This is a genomic window from Nocardiopsis lambiniae (genome assembly GCF_031845465.1).
GTDB classification, from domain to species: Bacteria; Actinomycetota; Actinomycetes; order Streptosporangiales; family Streptosporangiaceae; genus Nocardiopsis; species Nocardiopsis lambiniae.
Genome location: NZ_JAVREP010000008.1, coordinates 256,866 through 272,499, shown reverse-complemented (window position 1 = coordinate 272,499; position 15,634 = coordinate 256,866). Strand labels below are relative to the sequence as shown.

Here is a 15,634-nt window from a genome sequence, read left to right as displayed (position 1 = left end):
ATCGAGGAGGTGTTGTTGTCGGTGATGTACGAGGTGCCCTCGCGTGAGGATGTGGGTCGGGTGATCATCGCGCGGGAGACGGTGATCGACAACGTCAATCCCACGATCGTGCCCCGCGCCCAGATCGAGCCCGAACCCCGGCGCAAGTCCGCCTGACCGAGGGCACACGGCCCCGCCACCACCCCTTTCGCCTGGTTCTCGTCCGCGTTCTCGGTGACCTCTCACCGACGGCGCCACCACCGTGCCGCCGGGGTGGGGCGCTCCCTCACCACAGGGCCAGGACCCGGGCGGGTCCACCGGAGGCGTCGGCGCCCGGCAGCACCCCGATGGTGAGCAGGGCACCGACCGGCGGCAGCCGGTCCAGCCCCCGCAGCGCCTCCAGCCCCCACCGGTCGGCCCGGCCCACCACCTCGTGCGCGGCGAAGTCCGTGGACACGGCCGGGTCGGTGCTGAGCGTGTCCACGCCCACGCCGACGATCCCCCGACGGGAGATCAGGAACGCACAGGCCTCCGCCGAGAACCCGGGGAAGTGCCACGACCCGTCGTCGGCCACACCGCGCACCGCCGCGTCGCCCCGTTCCCAGCGGGCGCTCCACCCCGACCGCATGAGCACCGCCGCGCCCTCGGGGATCCGCCCGTGCACGCGTTCGAAGGCCAGGACGTCGTCCACCGTCACCGCGGTGTCGGGGTCCTCGGCGGCCCGGGCGGACACGTCGATCACCGCCGCGGGGGCCACCAGCTCCTCCGGCCGGATGTCGGGCACCATGCGACCGCCGCCGATCACGTGTCCGGGCGCGTCCAGGTGGGTGCCGGTGTGCTCGCTGAACGTCCACCGCTGCACGTAGAACCCGAAGTCACCGTCGGGGGCCGGCCCGGCCAGCGTCTCCCGGCGCGGTTTCTCGTCGTCCCACCCCGGCAGCGACGGTGTGATCACGTGGCTGAGATCGACCACCCTCCGGTACCCGAGCGGCCACGACGGTGCCGGCCCCCCGCGGCCCGCCCGGTCGTCACCGGTCGCGACCGCGCCCTCCGTCCGGGCCCGGACGGTCTCCCCGGTTCCGTTCAGACACATGCGCCGCTCCTCGCCTTCGCTTCCCTGCGATATGCCCGACCCGCGGGCGGCGCCAACCTATCGGCCCCCACGCCGGAGGAGGGACCGGGGCGGACGGATCCGCCGACCGGGGGACGACGCCGGCCCCCACGGACCGCGGACGGGGTTCGGCGGGGAGCGCGGCGGGGGAGGAAGCACTGCGGTGGTCCCTGCGAACGACCGGAGGTCCCTCGATGTCCCAGCCGAACGACGACGCGTGGTGGAAGTCCGCCGTCGTCTACCAGATCTATCCGAGCAGTTTCAAGGACGGGGACGGTGACGGCTTCGGCGACCTGTCCGGGATCATCGAGAAGCTCGACCACCTGCACACCCTCGGGGTGGACGTGGTGTGGCTGTCGCCCGTGTACCCCTCACCGTGGGACGACAACGGCTACGACATCAGCGACTACCGGGACATCCATCCCCGGTTCGGCACCCTGGACGACTGGGACCGGCTGCGCGAGGGGCTGCACGCGCGCGGGATGCGGCTGATCATGGACCTGGTGGTCAACCACACCAGCGACGAGCACCCCTGGTTCGTCGGATCACGGTCCTCGAAGGACTCCCCCCACCGTGACTTCTACTTCTGGCGACCCGGCCGCGACGGCGCTCCGCCCAACAACTGGGGCTCGGTGTTCTCCGGTCCGGCCTGGACCCGGGACGAGACCACCGGGGAGTACTTCCTCCACCTGTTCACCCGCCGTCAGCCCGACCTGAACTGGGAGAACCCGCGGGTGCGCCGGGAGGTGCACGACATCGCCCGGTGGTGGCTGGACCGGGGCGCCGACGGGTTCCGGATGGACGTGATCAACTTCGTGTCCAAGACCCCCGAGATGCCCGACGGGCCCTCGCCCGTCGACGGCGGGTACGGGCTGTTCGCCGAGTACTCCATCAACGGTCCCCGGCTGCACGAGTTCCTGCGCGAACTCCACGAGGCGGCCTTCGCCGGGCGGGACGTGCTCACCGTGGGGGAGATGCCCGGGGTGGGGGTGGAACAGGCCCGTGAGCACACCGACCCGGCCAACGGGGAGGTGTCCATGGTGTTCCAGTTCGAGCACGTGGACCTGGACCACGGTCCCGGCGGCAAGTTCGATCCCGTCCCGCTGGACCTGCGCCGCCTCAAGGCCTCCCTGGACCGTTGGCAGCTCGGGCTGGCCGAGCGGGGGTGGAACAGCCTGTACTGGAACAACCACGACCAGCCGCGGGCGGTGTCCCGGTTCGGCGACGACGGTGAGCACCGGGTGGCCTCGGCCAAGACCCTGGCCACCACGCTGCACATGATGAAGGGGACCCCCTACGTCTACCAGGGCGAGGAACTGGGCATGGCCAACGCCCACTTCGCCGACATCTCCGCCTACCGCGACGTGGAGACCCTCAACCATCACCGGGAGGCGCTGGCCGCCGGACACGACGAGGCGCGGGTGATGGCCGGGATCGCCCGGATGAGCCGGGACAACGCGCGTACCCCGATGCAGTGGGACGCCTCGCCCCACGCCGGGTTCACCACCGGCACACCGTGGATCGCGGTCAACCCGGACCACACGGAGATCAACGCCGAGGCCGCCCTGGCCGACCCCGACTCGGTGTTCCACCACTACCGACGGCTCATCGCGCTGCGCAAGGAGCACCCGGTGATCGTGCACGGGACCTACACCCCGCTGCTGCCCGACCACCCGTCCGTGTACGCCTACACCCGCGCGCTCGACGGCACGGTGCTGACGGTGATCGCCAACTGGAGCGCCGACACGGTCGAGGTGGACCTGGATCCGGCCGTCGCCGGTCCCGCTCCCGAACCCCTGATCGGTACCCATCCCGACCCGGAGGAGCCCTTCGCCCCCCTGCGCCCGTGGGAGTCCCGGGTCCATCTGTCCCGGTGAGCGAGGCGGTCCGAGGGGACGTGACGCGCCGCTCACCTCGGGTGACCTGCGAGGGCTTTCCCCGATGTGATTTCAACTTTTTTGAAATACGGATCAAGTGAGGTTAGACTAACCTTCGTTCCGCCGGGATCATCCCGTTCCGCCCCTCCGCGCAACCCCCGGGGTCCCCGACCCGTGCGCGGTGACCGGCCCGCCCGTCCGCGACGTGGCCGATCCTCACGAAGAAAGCTCTTGCTCACATGGACTCCACCCTTCGCCGTGTCGGCGGTATCGGAATCACGGCCCTGCTGACCCTGGGGCTCGTCGCCTGCGGCGACACCGCGGGGGAGGAGACCCCCGCGGCCGGTGGCCCGGCCGATGGGACCTTCCCCGTCAGCGTCGAGAGCGCCCTCGGGACCGCCGAGATCCCCGAGAGGCCCGAGCGGATCGTCACCCTCGGTCAGGGTTCCGCCGAGACCGCGATCGCCCTGGGCACCGTCCCCGTCGGCGTCGAGAACTACGAGTGGGGCAGCGACGACACCGGCTACCTCCCCTGGGTCCACGAGGCCGTCACCGAGGCCGGCGCCGAGCTGCCCGTCCGTTTCGCCGGCGCCGAGGACATCGACTTCGAGGCCATCATCGAGCTGGAGCCCGACGTCATCCTCGCCCCCTGGTCCGGCGTCACCCAGGAGCAGTACGACGTCCTCAGCGACATCGCCCCCACGGTCGCCTACCCCGACCTGCCGTGGAGCACCGACTGGGACCAGCAGATCGAGATCATCGGCCAGGCCCTGGGGCAGCCGGAGGAGGCCCAGGGCCTCATCGACGAGATCGAGGGGCGGTTCGAGGAGGCCGCCGCCGAACACCCCGAGTTCGCGGACCTGACCTTCTCCTACATCTACAACACCGGCCCCGGCACCCTCGGCGTCTTCATGCCCGACGAGCAGCGCGTCGCCATGGTCCGCGCCCTGGGCCTCCAGGTCGACCCGGTCGTCGAGACCTTCCCCGAGACCGAGGGAACCGACTCCGCCGTCATCGGCCTGGAGAACGCCGACGAGCTCGCCGACAGCGACCTGATCTTCACCTTCTACAGCAGCCCCGAGAACCGGGACGAGATCGAGGCCCAGGACCTGTACCAGGCCATCCCGGCCATCGAGCGCGGCTCCGTCGTCGCCCCCGAGGACCAGCCCTTCGTCACCGGGTCCTCCATCATCAACCCGCTCACCGTCCCGTGGGCGCTGGAGCGCTACGTGCCCCTCATCGAAGAGGCCGCCGCGAAGCTCGACGACTGATCACCCCCGGTAAGGCGACCGTGAAGACACGCACGACGCCGCCCCGGGCCAGGCCCGCCCGCGCCCTGCTCATGCTCGGCGCGGGCGTCGCCGCGTTGGCCGGGGCGGTCCTGCTCAGCCTCGTCGCGGGCGGCAAGCCCACCCCGCCCCCGGAAGTGTGGCGGGTGTTCACCGGCGAGGCCGACCCCTACATCGTCACCGTGGTGGAGAGCCGCGTCCCCCGGACCGTCCTCGGCGTCATCGTCGGCGCGGCCCTGGCCCTGGCCGGCACGCTCATGCAGGGCATCACCCGCAACCCCCTGGCCGACCCGGGGCTGCTCGGCGTCAACGCCGGCGCCGCCGCCGGCGTGGTCACCGCCACCGCCCTGTTCGGCGCCACCTCGGTCACCGCCACCGTGTGGTGGGCGCTGCCCGGCGCCCTGCTGGCCGGGCTGGCCGCGTACAGCGTCGGCACCCGCGGCGGCGACGCGGGGCTGGTCCGCCTGGTCCTGGCCGGGGCGGTGGTCTCCGCCGTGCTCATGGCCTACGTCCAGGCGATCGCGTTGAGCATGCCCGACACCTTCGACAGCTACCGCTACTGGGTGGTCGGCTCCCTGGCCGGCCGGGGCTTCGACGTCATCGGCTCGGTCCTGCCCGTCATCGGCGTCGGGGTCCTGCTCGCCCTGATCACCATGGGCGGCCTCAACGCCCTGGCGCTGGGGGAGGAGGCGGCCACGGCCACCGGCGCCGACACCACGTGGACCCGCGCGGCCGGACTGGTGGCGGGCGTCCTGCTCGCCGCCGGGGCCACCGCCGCGGCCGGGCCCATCGCGTTCGTCGGCCTGGCCGTCCCGCACGTGGTGCGCGCCTTGGTCGGTGTCGACTTCCGCGTTCAGGTGCCGTTCGCGCTGCTGGTCGGCCCCACCCTGCTGCTCCTCGCCGACGTGGTGGGACGCACGGCCGTGCGTCCCATCGAGCTCATGGTCGGCGTGGTCACCGCGTTCGTCGGCGCTCCCGTGCTGTTGTACGCGGTCCGGAAGATGCGGACCACATCGTGAACCGAACCCTCGTCGAACCCGCCCTCGGCGCACCCGCGCCCACCCGTCGTGGCCCCGTGGTGCGGCTGGGCCGGACGGTCGCGCTGCCCGTCCACCCCCGTTCCGTCCTCTGGTGCCTGCTGCTCCTGCTCATCGTGCTCGGCGTCGCGGTCGCCACCCTCTCCCTGGGGCGGCTGGGCATCCCGCTGCCGCGCCTCCCCGTCGTCGTCTCCGGCGGGGGAGAGGGAACCGAGGCGTTCGTGTTCGGGCGCCTGCGCGGCCCCCGACTGACCGTCGCCCTGGGCACCGGGGCCGCGCTGGGCCTGTCCGGGGCGCTCTTCCAGTCGGTCACCCGCAACCCGCTGGGCAGCCCCGACGTCATCGGGCTCGGCGCGGGCGCCGGTGCCGGAGCGGCCTGCGCCGCCCTGCTGATGCCCGGGATCGTCCCCGCCCCCGTGGGGGCCCTGCTCGGCGCGACCCTGGCCATGGTCGTCGTCGCGAGCGTCACCGGGACCGGGCTGCGCCACCCCGGACGGCTCATCGTCGCCGGTATCGGCGTGGCCGCCATGGCCCAGGCCTTCACCCACTTCGTCGTGTCCGTGATGGCCCGCGACCAGGCGAGCGTGCTGTCGGCCTACATCAACGGCAGTCTGGGCGCCCGCGACTGGGGTCACGCCGCGATCATCTGGGGCGCGGTCCTGCTCTCGGTGCCGCTGCTGATGTTCCTGGCCGGGCCGATCGCCGTCAACGAGATGGGCGACGAACTCTCCGACGCCCTGGGCGCCTCCGCCGGCCGCACCCGTACCCTGGCCATCGGCCTGTCGGTGGTGCTGTCGGCGGCGGCCGTCGCGGTGGCGGGGCCGATCGCGTTCGTGGCGCTGACCGCCCCCCAGATCGCCCGTCGGCTCAGTCGGGCGCCCGGGCCCAACCTGGTGCTGTCGGCGATCACGGGGGCCCTCGTCCTGGCCGCCGCCGATCTGGCCGTCCAGCGCTCGCCCATCGGGGACGGCCTGCCCGTCGGCCTGTTCACCATGGCCCTGGGCGGCGTCTACCTGGGATATCTGCTCATCCGCGAATGGCGAAAGGGAGTCCTGTGAACCCGGTACTGTCCGCCGAGGGCCTCACCCTGGGGTACGGGGCCGAGCCGGTCGTGCGCGACCTGGACCTGAACGTCGCCGAGGGCGAGTTCACGGTCATCGTCGGCCCCAACGGATGCGGCAAGTCCACCCTCCTCAAGGCGCTGGGGCGGATCAACAGGCCGGTCTCGGGTCGGGTGCTGCTGCGCGGCGCCGACATCCGCGCCCAGCGGGCCAAGGCGGTCGCCCGCCGGCTGGCGATGCTGCCGCAGAGCCCCATCGCCCCGGAGGGCATCACCGTGCGAGGTCTGGCCGCCCGGGGCCGTTTCCCGCACCACACCCTGCTGCGCCAGTGGAGCCCGGCCGACGACGAGGCCATCGATCGCGCCCTGGAACTGACCGGGCTGAGCGACCTGGCCGACTCCCCGGTGGGATCGCTGTCGGGCGGTCAGCGCCAGCGGGCGTGGGTGGCGATGGTCCTGGCCCAGGACACCGATGTGCTGCTGCTCGACGAGCCCACCACCTACCTGGACATCGCCCACCAGTACGACCTGCTGGAGCTGTTCGCCGACCTGCACCGGCGTGGTCGCACGATCGTGGCGGTCCTGCACGACCTGGCCCAGGCCGCCCGGTTCGCCACCCGCCTGGTGCTCATGCACCGGGGCGAGGTGGTCGCCGACGGCCCGCCGGAGGAGGTCATCACGGCCCACCGGGTGGAGGAGGTGTTCGGGCTGCCCTGCGACGTCGTGCCCGACCCGCGTACCCGTACCCCGCTGGTCATCCCGCACGAGCGGACCTGACCGGCGACGACGGGCTCAGGGGCCGTCCGGGCGCGTGTCCCGGGCGGCCTTGTACTCCTCCCACCGGGCCAGGAGCGCGTCGTGGTGGTCGTCCATCCAGGTCATGTAGTCGTGCATGTTGCGCAGTCGGGCGCGGGCCGGCGCGCCCAGCCCCGGAAGGAGCCTCAGGGCGTCGGCCGCCAGTCCCTTCTGCCGCTGGAGGTAGGCGCGCTCGTTGCGCAGGAACCCGCCCCACACGTCCTCGTCCACGGTGACGCGGCGGGTGCGCTCGCCCGGTGTCTCGACGAGGTCGACGAACCCGGACTTGCGCAGGCGGCGCACCGCCTGTGACACCGAGCCGCGGCTGACGCCGGCCCCCTCGGCGATCTGCTCCGCGCTGACCGCCTCCGCGTCGGCCACCAGCAGGTAGCCCAGGATCCGCCCTTCGGAGCGGGGGCCTCCCTGAGCGTGCCAGTGCTCCGCGAAGCGTCGGACGAAATCCTCCCGGAACCCCTGCTCCGCCTCGTTGTCCCGTTCTTCCGGCATGGAGACGACCTTATCGGTCATCGTTCCGATCCCGGTCCGTGCGCAGCGATTCCAGCATGCGCGACAGCACCGCCCACACCTCGTCCAGGTCGTCGGGGCCGGTCCGGCCGGCCAGCCACAGCGCGGCCTCGTTCATCGCGCCCGAGAGCAGGTGGGCCACGGGCTCGACCGGCCGGGGCGGCAGGACGCCGGCGGCGACCAGGTCGGTCAGTGCCTCGGTGAGGTGGCGGACCGAGTTCGCCTCGTCCATCTCCCGCCAGGTGCTCCAGCCCAGCACGGCCGGGCCGTCCACGAGCATGATCCGTCGTACGTCGGGGGCGGTGGCGGCGACGAGGAAGGCCCGGCAGCCGGCGGTCAGCCGTTCCCAGGGCGCGGACACGGCGTCGGCGGCCCCGGCCACCTCGTCGGCGACCTCCGCCTGCACCTCTTCCAGGACCGCCCGGAACAGGTCGGGTTTGCCGTCGAAGTGGTGGTAGAGCGCGCCCTTGGTGACCTTCGCCGCCGTGACGACCCCGTTGAGGCCCACCTCCGCGTAGCCGTGCTCGGCGAACAGGCGGCGGCCCTCGCGCAGCAGGGTGCGGCGGGTCCGTTCGCGCTGTCGGGCGCGGATCCCGGTGGCCTCGGGCATGGTGGGTCCCTCCGATCTTTGACATACCAGTGGTACGCGAATAGTCTAGTTCGCATACCCAAGGTATGTGAAAGGAGCCATCATGAGGCTGAGCTCGTTCTATCCGGTCCTGGGCGCCACCCGTCTCCGGGAGGCCCGCGACTTCTACGTCACCTGGTTCGGCTTCGAGGAGACCTTCGCCGCCGACTGGTACGTCAGTCTCCGTCGCCCCGGCCCGCCCGACGCCGAGCTGGCCCTGCTGGACCCGACCCACCCCACCGTCCCCGAGGGCTTTCGCGAGCCCGCCCGGGGGATCCTGCTCAACGTCGAGGTGGAGGACGTGGACGCCGAGTGGGAGCGTCTGGTGGTGCGCGGCGGGCTGCGCCCCGAACTGGAGATCCGCACCGAGACCTTCGGGCAGCGGCACTTCATCGTGGCCGACCCGAACGGCGTCCTCGTGGACGTCATCACCGAGATCCCGCCCGGCGAGGAGTACGCCGAGAACTTCCTGGAGCGGTGAACCCGGCCCGTCCCGCCTACGCTGGTGTCATCTCTGATCCCCCTGGAGGCGACACCATGGCCCTGACCCTGGAACAGGCCTCGGAGCTGGCGGCACGGGCGCACGCCGGGCAGGTCGACAAGATCGGCCGCCCCTACGTCGAGCACGTCTTCGCGGTCCGCGACCTGCTCGCCGGGCACGGCGAGCACGCGCGGATCGCGGGCGTCCTGCACGACGTGCTGGAGGACACCGACCTCACCGCCGACGACCTGCGCGCCCACGGCTGCCCCGAGGAGGTCGTGCGCGCCGTGCTCGCGGTCAGCCGCCGCCCCGACGAGACCTACGACGACCTCATCGCGAGGGCCGCCGCCGACCCCCTGGGCCGCCTGGTCAAGCTGGCCGACAACGCCCACAACTCCGACGAGGCGCGACTGGCGGCCCTGCCCGCCGAGCAGGCGGCGCGGCTGCGCGCCAAGTACGCCCGGGCCCGCGCCGTCCTGGAGGGCGCCGAGGTGCGGACGACGCTCGTCGTGGTCTACACTCCGCGCCTGGAGGAGTGCCGCGCCTTCTACGAGGGGCTGGGGCTGCGGTTCGTCCGCGAGCGTCACGGCTCCGGACCCGAGCACCACGCGGCGACCCTGGCCGGCGGACTGGTGCTGGAGCTGTACCCCGCCACGGAGAAACGGCTCACCGGAGGGCTACGGCTGGGTCTCACGGTGCCGGGACACCGCACCGACCCGCCTTCGGAGCCGGGCCGGTACACCTTCACCGACCCCGACGGCCGCCCGGTCGACGTGCTGGTGGAGTGATCCGGACGACCTTCGGTGCACGTGCGTCAATACCAGCCGGTCGGTATGCTGGACCGGGCGTGCGGTCGGGGAACCGCCGGTCACGGGGCTACGAGGCGAGGCGGAACATGGCGATGGCACGGCACACGGCCGAGGCGGGCACCGGACGCGGATCGGTGCCCGAACGTCTGCTGGGCGCCGCGACCCGTCTGTTCGCGGAACGCGGCTACGAGGGCACCTCCGTCCAGGAGATCGTGTCCGCCGCCGGCGTCACCAAGGGCGCCATGTACCACTACTTCGGCTCCAAGGACGACCTCCTCTACGAGGTCTACGCCCGGGTCCTGCGCATGCAGACCGAGCACCTGGTCCGCATCTCCGAACGGGACGCCCCCGTCGCCGAACGGGTGCGCGCCGCCGCGGCCGACGTCATCGTCACCAGCGTCGCCAACCTCGACGACACCGTCATCTTCTTCCGTTCCATGCACCAGCTCAGCGAGGACAAACAGCGTGAGGTGCGCCGTGAGCGCCGTCGCTATCACGAGATCTTCCGGGGCATGGTCCTGGAGGGCCAGGGCGAGGGCGTCTTCCGCGACGACGTCTCCGCCGACCTGGTGGTCAACTACTTCTTCGGCTCGGTCCACCATCTGAGCACCTGGTACCACCCCGGGGGCCAGCTCACCGGCGAGGACGTCGGCCGGCACTTCGCCGACCTGCTCGTCGCCGGGCTGAGCCCCGCGAACGGCGGGTGACCCGGACGCGGCGAAGGGCCGGGAGCGTGTGAACCGCTCCCGGCCCTTCGCCGCGTCGGTCAGGCGTACTTGCGCAGCTCGGCCCGGCCCAGCGAACGCAGGTGCACCTCGTCGGGGCCGTCGGCCAGGCGCAGCGAGCGCGCACCGGCCAGCCATCCCGCCAACGGCAGGTCCTGGCTCACCCCGGCGGCGCCGTGCGCCTGGATGGCCCGGTCCAGGATCCGCTCCACCGTGCGCGGGGTGGCGATCTTGATCGCCTGGATCTCGGTGTGCGCGCCCTTGTTGCCCACCGTGTCCATCAGCCACGCGGTCTTGAGCACCAGCAGCCGCAACTGCTCGATCTCCACCCGCGACTCGGCGATCCACTCGCGCACCACGCCCTGCTCGGCCAGCGGCCGACCGAACGCCGTGCGGTCCAACACCCGACGGCAGGTCAGCTCCAGGGCCCGCTCGGCCATGCCGATCATCCGCATGCAGTGGTGGATCCGGCCCGGCCCCAGCCGTGCCTGGGCGATCGCGAACCCCTCGCCCTCGCCGCCGATGAGGTTCTCGGCCGGTACCCGCACGTCCTCGAAGACCACCTCGGCGTGGCCGCCGTGGTCGCCGTCGGTGTAGCCGTACACCGACATGCCGCGCGCGACCGTCAGCCCCGGGGTGTCCCGCGGGACCAGCACCATGCTCTGCTGCCGGTGCCGGTCGGCGTCCGGGTCGGTCTTGCCCATGACGATGAAGATCGAGCACTCGGGGTTGAGCGCACCGGTGATGAACCACTTGCGCCCGTTGACGACGTACTCATCGCCGTCGCGGACGATGCTCGTGCCGATGTTGGTGGCGTCGGAGGAGGCCACCGCGGGCTCGGTCATCGCGAACGCCGAACGGATCTCGGCGTTCAGCAGCGGCTCCAGCCACCGCTTCCTCTGCTCGGGGGTGCCGAACATCGTCAGCACCTCCATGTTCCCGGTGTCGGGGGCGGCGCAGTTGAGCGCGATCGGAGCCAGCCGGGAGCTGCGTCCGGTGATCTCGGCCAGGGGGGCGTAGGCCAGGTTGCTCAGTCCGCCGTGCTCGGGATGCCCGGCAAGGAACAGGTTCCACAGACCGCGTTCGCGGGCCTCGGCCTGGAGTTCGCGCACCACCGGGGCGGTCGACCACGGGTCCTCGCGTTCGGCCAGTTGTTTTTCGAGCACGGCCTCGGCCGGGTACACGTGCTCGTCCATGAAGGCCAGCAGCCGCTCGCGCAGCTCCTCGGTCTCCTTGTCATAGGCGAAATCCATCAGTCCTCCTTGAGCATGGCATGGGCGTTCGCCACCAGGGGGGCGACCACCTCGCCGATCCGGTCGAAGCCGGCTCCCACGGTCAGTCCCTGGGCGTGCCGGAAGTGGATGCCCTCGGCGATCACCGCGAGCTTGAAACAGCCGAGGGCCACGTACCAGCCCAGCCGGGACACGTCCCGGCCGGTGGAGCGGGCGTACATCGCCACCAGCTCCTCGGGGGAGGGGTAGCCCTCGGCGGTGGTGGCGGACCGCCCGTCCACGGGCTGCCTCTGGTAGACGAGCATCAGGCCGAGGTCGACCAGCGGGTCGCCGAGCGTGGCCATCTCCCAGTCCAGGACCGCGCCGATCTCGCCCTTGTCGGTGACCAGCACGTTGTCCAGCCGGTAGTCGCCGTGCACGATCGCGGGGGCCGACTGCTCGGGCAGGGTCCGGGCCAGCTTCTCGTGCAGCTCGTCGATACCGGGGATGTCGCGGCTGCGGGAGGCGTCCAACTGCTTGCGCCAGCGCCGCACCTGACGCTCCAGGAACCCCTCCGGGCGGCCGAAGTCGCCGAGGCCGACCTCCTCGGGGACCACCGCGTGCAGGTCGCCCAGCGTGGTGATGAGTGCCTCGGCGACCGCCCGGGTCCCCTCGGGGCCCAGCGGGGCGATCTGCTCCTCGGTGCGGATCGGGGTGCCCGCCACGTACTCCATGACGTAGAACGGGGCGCCCAGCACCTCGGTGTCCTCGCACAGCAGGTGGGTGCGCGGCACCGGGACGGCGGTGTCGCGCAGCGCCGTCATGACCCGGTACTCGCGGGCCATGTCGTGGGCGGTCGCCAGTACGTGACCCAGCGGCGGGCGGCGCACCACCCAGGAGCCGGTGCCGTCGGTGACGACGTAGGTGAGGTTGGACTTGCCGCCCGTGATCACCTCACCGCTCAACGGCCCGGCGGCCATGCCGGGGGCCACCCGGTCCAGGTGCGCGCGCAGCCGTTCGAGGTCCAGCCCGGGCAGTTCCTCACTCATGCGTTCCCTCGTTGTCGAACACCTTGGCCTGCAAACGCCGCATCCCCGTCAACCAGCGGTCGGGGTCGGCGGCGCGGGCCGCGTAGAAGCCGGCGACCTGCGGGTGCGGCAGGATCAGGAAGCGGCCGTCGGCCAGTCCCTCCATGACCGCGTCGGCGACCTCCTCGGGGGTGATCGCGTCGCCGGCCAGGATCGCCTTGCCCTCGCGACCGCTCCCCTCCAGCAGGTTGGTGTGCACGCCCAGGGGGCACACGCACTGGACGGTGACGCCCCGGTCCCCGTAGGTGGCCGACATCCACTCGCCGAAGGCCAGGGCGGCGTGCTTGGTCACCGAGTACGGGGCGCTGCCCAGCATGGTGAGCAGTCCGGCCGCCGACACCGTGGTCACGAAAGTGCCCCGGCCGCGCTCCAGCCAGGCCGGGAGCAGTTCGCGGGCGGCGCGCACGTGCGCCATCACGTTGACCTGCCAGGCCAGGTCCCAGTCGGATTCGGGGGCCTCGGGGCCGCCGCCGACGCCCACACCGGCGTTGGCGACGTACAGGTCGATGCCGTTCAGGTGGGCGGCGGCCTCCGCGATCAGGGCGGTGACCCCGGCCTCGCTCGCGGCGTCGCCGGGGACGGCCACCCCGCCGATCTCGGCGGCGACGGCGGACGCCGCGTTCGCGTCGAGGTCGTTGACGACGACCCGCGCGCCGGCGGCGGCGAGCCGCCGGGCGATGGCCGCGCCGATGCCGTTGCCCGCGCCGGTGACCACGGCGCCGATTCCCGTCACATCCATCACACGCCTCCGGTCAGGGTGGTGCCGCCGTCGAGGACCAGGGTGCGTCCGGTGACCCAGGACGCGTCGTCGGAGAGCAGGAAGGCGACCGCGCCGGCGACGTCCTCGGGGGTGCCCAGGCGGCCCAGCGGGTACTGGGCGGCGACCTTCTCCTCGCGGCCCTCGTAGAGAGCGGCGGCGAACTTCGTCTTGACGACGGCCGGCGCGACGCCGTTCACCCGCACGTCCGGGGCCAGCTCCAGGGCGAGTTCCTCGGTGATGTGGGTGAGCATGGCCTTGGTGGCACCGTAGAAGCCGATACCCGGAGCGGGTTTGATCCCGGCGACGGAGGAGACGTTGACGATGGCGCCCCCGTGCTCGGCCATCCACGCCTTGTACGCCTTCTGTACCCAGGAGATCGCGGACAGGGCGTTGACCTCGACGATCTTGCGGGCGGCGTCGAGATCGAGGTCGACCATGCGGCCGTAGACCGGGTTGATGCCGGTGTTGTTGACGAACAGGTCGACACCGCCGAAGGCCTCCAGGGTGGCGGCGATGGCCGCGTCCTGGTGCTCGGGGTCGTCGGCGCCGCCGGCGACGCCGATGGCGTGCTCGGGGCCGCCCAGGGCCTCGACGGCCTCCTGGAGGGGGTCGGGCCTGCGCGCGGTGACGCACACACGGGCCCCCTCGTCGACGAGTCGTCGGGCGATGGCCAGGCCGATGCCGCGGCTGGCACCGGTGACGATGGCGGTCCGGCCGCCGAACCGGGAAGTCATCACGTTCTCCTTAAACCGACTGGTCGGTATGTCAAGTGGACTCTATGCCCGAGCGAGACGCGCCGCAAGAGGCGGGCGGTGCCGACGAGCGGGACAATGGCTCCGGTGGCCCCTCCGGGGTCGCCGGTGGAACGACACCGGAAAGGCACCCTCCATGGCGACCGAAGTGGCCGACGCCCCTGAGAACAAGCGCTACGAGATCCGCGTCGAGGGGGAGGTGGCCGGCTTCGCCGAGTACATCCTCACCGACGGGCTCATCACCTTCACCCACACCGAGATCGACCCGGCCCACGAGGGGCGGGGGCTGGGCGGGAAGCTGGTCCGCGCGGCCCTGGACGACGTGCGCGGCCGGGGCCTGGACGTGCTCCCGCTCTGCCCGTTCGTCAAGGGCTGGATCCAGCGCCACCCCGACTACGTCGACCTCGTCTACGGGGCCTCGAAGGCCTGAGCGCCGCCCCCGGCGCGCCGGGGTGAGGGGTGTCCGCGCGACGGCGCACGGGCACCCCTCCGAGTACAAAAGCGAACATTTCATGATCTACAACGTCAAGGTGACGTTCGTGATCAACGGTCAGACGGTGGGGTCGAGAACGAGCTTGCCGATCGTCCCCCGCGAGCGCAGTGCCTCGTGCGCCGCGCGCGCCTCGGCCAGTGGGTGGGTTCCGCCCGTGATCGTTCGCAGGTCGCCGTCGGCCACCAGGGTGAACAGCTCCTCCATCGCCTGCCCCATGACGTCGCCCGGCAGCATCCACACGTGCGGCAGCCACATGCCGGCCACCGTGGTGGAGAAGCGCATGAGGTTGGGGAGCTTCACCGGTGAGGGGGTCTCGCGCGCGGCCATGCCGTAGAAGGCCAGCCGACCGAACGGGGCCAGGGCGCGCAGGCTCTCGTCGGTGACCCGGCCGCCGACCATGTCCAGGACGACGTCCACGCGGCGGCCCTCGTTGGCCTCGATCAGCGCCTCGGTCATGTTCGGGGCGGCGGAGTCCACGACGGCGTCGGCGCCCAGTTCCAGGGCGAGTTCGCGTTTGGTCCCGCTGCTCGCCACCGCGATCACCCGGCCGGCCCCGAACAGCTTCGCCAGCTGTACGGCCAGGGTGCCCACGCCGCCCGCGGCGGCGTGCACCACCACGGACTCGCCGGCCTCCATGCGGGCGCTCTTGCGCAGCAGGACCCAGGCGGTCGCGCCTTGGACGATGAGGGCCAGGGCGGCCTCGTCGGAGACACCGTCGGGGATGCCGTAGGCCGTGTTCGGGTCGACGACGGCCTTCTCGGCGTAGCCTCCGCCACTGGTCAGGGCGACGATCCGGCGTCCGTCGGGCAGGCGGCCGGCCACCTCCGATCCCGGCACCAGGGGCAGGGTGGCGGGGGAGAGGTAGCTGTTCTCGGCCTGGTGGGTGTCGGCGTAGTTGACGCCGGCCCGGGTCACCTCGATCAGGTGCTCATGGGGCTTCGGTTCGGGATCGGGCAGATCCGTGAGGGTGAGGACCTCGGGACCGCCGAACTCCGTGATCTGAATGGCGCGCAT

At 72.1% G+C, this 15,634-nt stretch carries 17 protein-coding genes and 1 pseudogene; 10 read left to right on the top strand and 8 right to left on the bottom strand.

Annotated features, from left to right (window positions below; translation table 11 throughout):
• Positions 1-156, top strand: a pseudogene (locus RM479_RS14675) (ATP-dependent Clp protease ATP-binding subunit ClpX); the annotation flags it as partial.
• Positions 157-265: 109 nt separating this feature from the next.
• On the opposite strand, the gene RM479_RS14670 reads toward RM479_RS14675, so the two are convergent.
• Positions 266-1,072 carry a cyclase family protein gene (locus RM479_RS14670; protein WP_311512291.1) on the bottom strand — a complete coding sequence of 269 codons (807 nt, stop codon included), beginning with the start codon at positions 1,070-1,072 and terminating at the stop codon, positions 266-268.
• A gap of 212 nt (positions 1,073-1,284) precedes the next feature.
• Between RM479_RS14670 and RM479_RS14665 the strand changes: the two genes are divergently transcribed.
• The 5 genes from RM479_RS14665 (at position 1,285) to RM479_RS14645 (ending at position 7,130) form a co-directional block, all read left to right on the top strand.
• Positions 1,285-2,967 carry a glycoside hydrolase family 13 protein gene (locus RM479_RS14665; RefSeq protein WP_311512290.1) on the top strand — a complete coding sequence of 561 codons (1,683 nt, stop codon included), beginning with the start codon at positions 1,285-1,287 and terminating at the stop codon, positions 2,965-2,967.
• 239 nt (positions 2,968-3,206) lie between these two features.
• Positions 3,207-4,238, top strand: coding sequence for an iron-siderophore ABC transporter substrate-binding protein (locus tag RM479_RS14660; protein ID WP_311512289.1), 1,032 nt, complete (start codon positions 3,207-3,209; stop codon positions 4,236-4,238).
• 71 nt (positions 4,239-4,309) lie between these two features.
• Positions 4,310-5,275 carry a FecCD family ABC transporter permease gene (locus RM479_RS14655; RefSeq protein ID WP_311512296.1) on the top strand — a complete coding sequence of 322 codons (966 nt, stop codon included), beginning with the start codon at positions 4,310-4,312 and terminating at the stop codon, positions 5,273-5,275.
• Positions 5,272-6,351 (top strand): FecCD family ABC transporter permease, encoded by a 1,080-nt coding sequence (locus RM479_RS14650; protein ID WP_311512288.1) that lies wholly within the window; start codon positions 5,272-5,274, stop codon positions 6,349-6,351. The genes RM479_RS14655 and RM479_RS14650 overlap by 4 nt, the downstream gene beginning before the upstream one ends.
• A complete protein-coding gene (locus tag RM479_RS14645; protein ID WP_397222191.1) occupies positions 6,348-7,130 on the top strand; it encodes an ABC transporter ATP-binding protein in 783 nt (260 codons plus the stop codon). The genes RM479_RS14650 and RM479_RS14645 overlap by 4 nt, the downstream gene beginning before the upstream one ends.
• A gap of 15 nt (positions 7,131-7,145) precedes the next feature.
• Here RM479_RS14645 and RM479_RS14640 read toward each other — a convergent pair whose 3' ends face one another.
• Together RM479_RS14640 and RM479_RS14635 are read right to left on the bottom strand one after the other, a co-directional pair.
• Entirely contained in the window at positions 7,146-7,655 is a 510-nt protein-coding gene (locus tag RM479_RS14640; RefSeq protein ID WP_311512286.1) for a GbsR/MarR family transcriptional regulator, read from the bottom strand.
• A gap of 10 nt (positions 7,656-7,665) precedes the next feature.
• Positions 7,666-8,283: a TetR/AcrR family transcriptional regulator gene (locus RM479_RS14635; protein ID WP_311512285.1), complete on the bottom strand. Its 618-nt coding sequence runs from the start codon at positions 8,281-8,283 to the stop codon at positions 7,666-7,668.
• An 82-nt stretch (positions 8,284-8,365) separates the two neighbouring features.
• On the opposite strand from RM479_RS14635, the gene RM479_RS14630 reads away from it, so the two are divergent.
• From RM479_RS14630 to RM479_RS14620, 3 genes are all read left to right on the top strand, one after another.
• Positions 8,366-8,782 (top strand): VOC family protein, encoded by a 417-nt coding sequence (locus RM479_RS14630; RefSeq protein ID WP_311512284.1) that lies wholly within the window; start codon positions 8,366-8,368, stop codon positions 8,780-8,782.
• A gap of 56 nt (positions 8,783-8,838) precedes the next feature.
• A complete protein-coding gene (locus RM479_RS14625; protein WP_311512283.1) occupies positions 8,839-9,570 on the top strand; it encodes a VOC family protein in 732 nt (243 codons plus the stop codon).
• 107 nt (positions 9,571-9,677) lie between these two features.
• On the top strand, positions 9,678-10,298 hold the full coding sequence (locus RM479_RS14620; RefSeq protein WP_311512282.1) for a TetR/AcrR family transcriptional regulator: 621 nt from the start codon (positions 9,678-9,680) through the stop codon (positions 10,296-10,298).
• 59 nt (positions 10,299-10,357) lie between these two features.
• Here the strand turns inward: RM479_RS14620 and RM479_RS14615 are convergent, their stop codons facing one another.
• Genes RM479_RS14615 through RM479_RS14600 form a run of 4 tightly spaced genes read right to left on the bottom strand, consistent with a single transcriptional unit; the run spans position 10,358 to position 14,109 of the window.
• Positions 10,358-11,569 (bottom strand): acyl-CoA dehydrogenase family protein, encoded by a 1,212-nt coding sequence (locus tag RM479_RS14615; RefSeq protein ID WP_311512281.1) that lies wholly within the window; start codon positions 11,567-11,569, stop codon positions 10,358-10,360.
• Positions 11,569-12,576: a phosphotransferase family protein gene (locus RM479_RS14610; RefSeq protein WP_311512280.1), complete on the bottom strand. Its 1,008-nt coding sequence runs from the start codon at positions 12,574-12,576 to the stop codon at positions 11,569-11,571. The genes RM479_RS14615 and RM479_RS14610 overlap by 1 nt, the downstream gene beginning before the upstream one ends.
• The gene (locus RM479_RS14605; protein WP_311512279.1) at positions 12,569-13,354 is read right to left on the bottom strand and encodes an SDR family oxidoreductase; all 786 of its coding nucleotides are present in this window, start codon (positions 13,352-13,354) and stop codon (positions 12,569-12,571) included. The genes RM479_RS14610 and RM479_RS14605 overlap by 8 nt, the downstream gene beginning before the upstream one ends.
• On the bottom strand, positions 13,354-14,109 hold the full coding sequence (locus RM479_RS14600) for an SDR family oxidoreductase (protein ID WP_311512278.1): 756 nt from the start codon (positions 14,107-14,109) through the stop codon (positions 13,354-13,356). The genes RM479_RS14605 and RM479_RS14600 overlap by 1 nt, the downstream gene beginning before the upstream one ends.
• A 154-nt stretch (positions 14,110-14,263) precedes the next feature.
• Here RM479_RS14600 and RM479_RS14595 point away from each other — a divergent pair, with 154 nt between their 5' ends.
• On the top strand, positions 14,264-14,557 hold the full coding sequence (locus RM479_RS14595; protein ID WP_311512277.1) for a GNAT family N-acetyltransferase: 294 nt from the start codon (positions 14,264-14,266) through the stop codon (positions 14,555-14,557).
• A gap of 120 nt (positions 14,558-14,677) precedes the next feature.
• On the opposite strand, the gene RM479_RS14590 is transcribed toward RM479_RS14595, so the two are convergent.
• Positions 14,678-15,634, bottom strand: a complete 957-nt coding sequence (locus tag RM479_RS14590; protein ID WP_311512276.1) for a quinone oxidoreductase family protein — start codon at positions 15,632-15,634, stop codon at positions 14,678-14,680.

Bases quoted from the DNA above. Each gene is read 5' to 3' on its own strand.
- RM479_RS14655 (WP_311512296.1), top strand. From the start codon at position 4,310: ATGCTCGGCGCGGGCGTCGCCGCGTTGGCCGGGGCGGTCCTGCTCAGC.
- RM479_RS14595 (WP_311512277.1), top strand. From the start codon at position 14,264: ATGGCGACCGAAGTGGCCGACGCCCCTGAGAACAAGCGCTACGAGATC.
- RM479_RS14640 (WP_311512286.1), bottom strand. From the start codon at position 7,655: ATGCCGGAAGAACGGGACAACGAGGCGGAGCAGGGGTTCCGGGAGGAT.
- RM479_RS14620 (WP_311512282.1), top strand. From the start codon at position 9,678: ATGGCGATGGCACGGCACACGGCCGAGGCGGGCACCGGACGCGGATCG.
- RM479_RS14600 (WP_311512278.1), bottom strand. From the start codon at position 14,109: ATGACTTCCCGGTTCGGCGGCCGGACCGCCATCGTCACCGGTGCCAGC.
- RM479_RS14630 (WP_311512284.1), top strand. From the start codon at position 8,366: ATGAGGCTGAGCTCGTTCTATCCGGTCCTGGGCGCCACCCGTCTCCGG.
- RM479_RS14635 (WP_311512285.1), bottom strand. From the start codon at position 8,283: ATGCCCGAGGCCACCGGGATCCGCGCCCGACAGCGCGAACGGACCCGC.
- RM479_RS14610 (WP_311512280.1), bottom strand. From the start codon at position 12,576: ATGAGTGAGGAACTGCCCGGGCTGGACCTCGAACGGCTGCGCGCGCAC.
- RM479_RS14625 (WP_311512283.1), top strand. From the start codon at position 8,839: ATGGCCCTGACCCTGGAACAGGCCTCGGAGCTGGCGGCACGGGCGCAC.
- RM479_RS14670 (WP_311512291.1), bottom strand. From the start codon at position 1,072: ATGTGTCTGAACGGAACCGGGGAGACCGTCCGGGCCCGGACGGAGGGC.
- RM479_RS14660 (WP_311512289.1), top strand. From the start codon at position 3,207: ATGGACTCCACCCTTCGCCGTGTCGGCGGTATCGGAATCACGGCCCTG.
- RM479_RS14665 (WP_311512290.1), top strand. From the start codon at position 1,285: ATGTCCCAGCCGAACGACGACGCGTGGTGGAAGTCCGCCGTCGTCTAC.
- RM479_RS14590 (WP_311512276.1), bottom strand. From the start codon at position 15,634: ATGCGCGCCATTCAGATCACGGAGTTCGGCGGTCCCGAGGTCCTCACC.
- RM479_RS14605 (WP_311512279.1), bottom strand. From the start codon at position 13,354: ATGGATGTGACGGGAATCGGCGCCGTGGTCACCGGCGCGGGCAACGGC.
- RM479_RS14615 (WP_311512281.1), bottom strand. From the start codon at position 11,569: ATGGATTTCGCCTATGACAAGGAGACCGAGGAGCTGCGCGAGCGGCTG.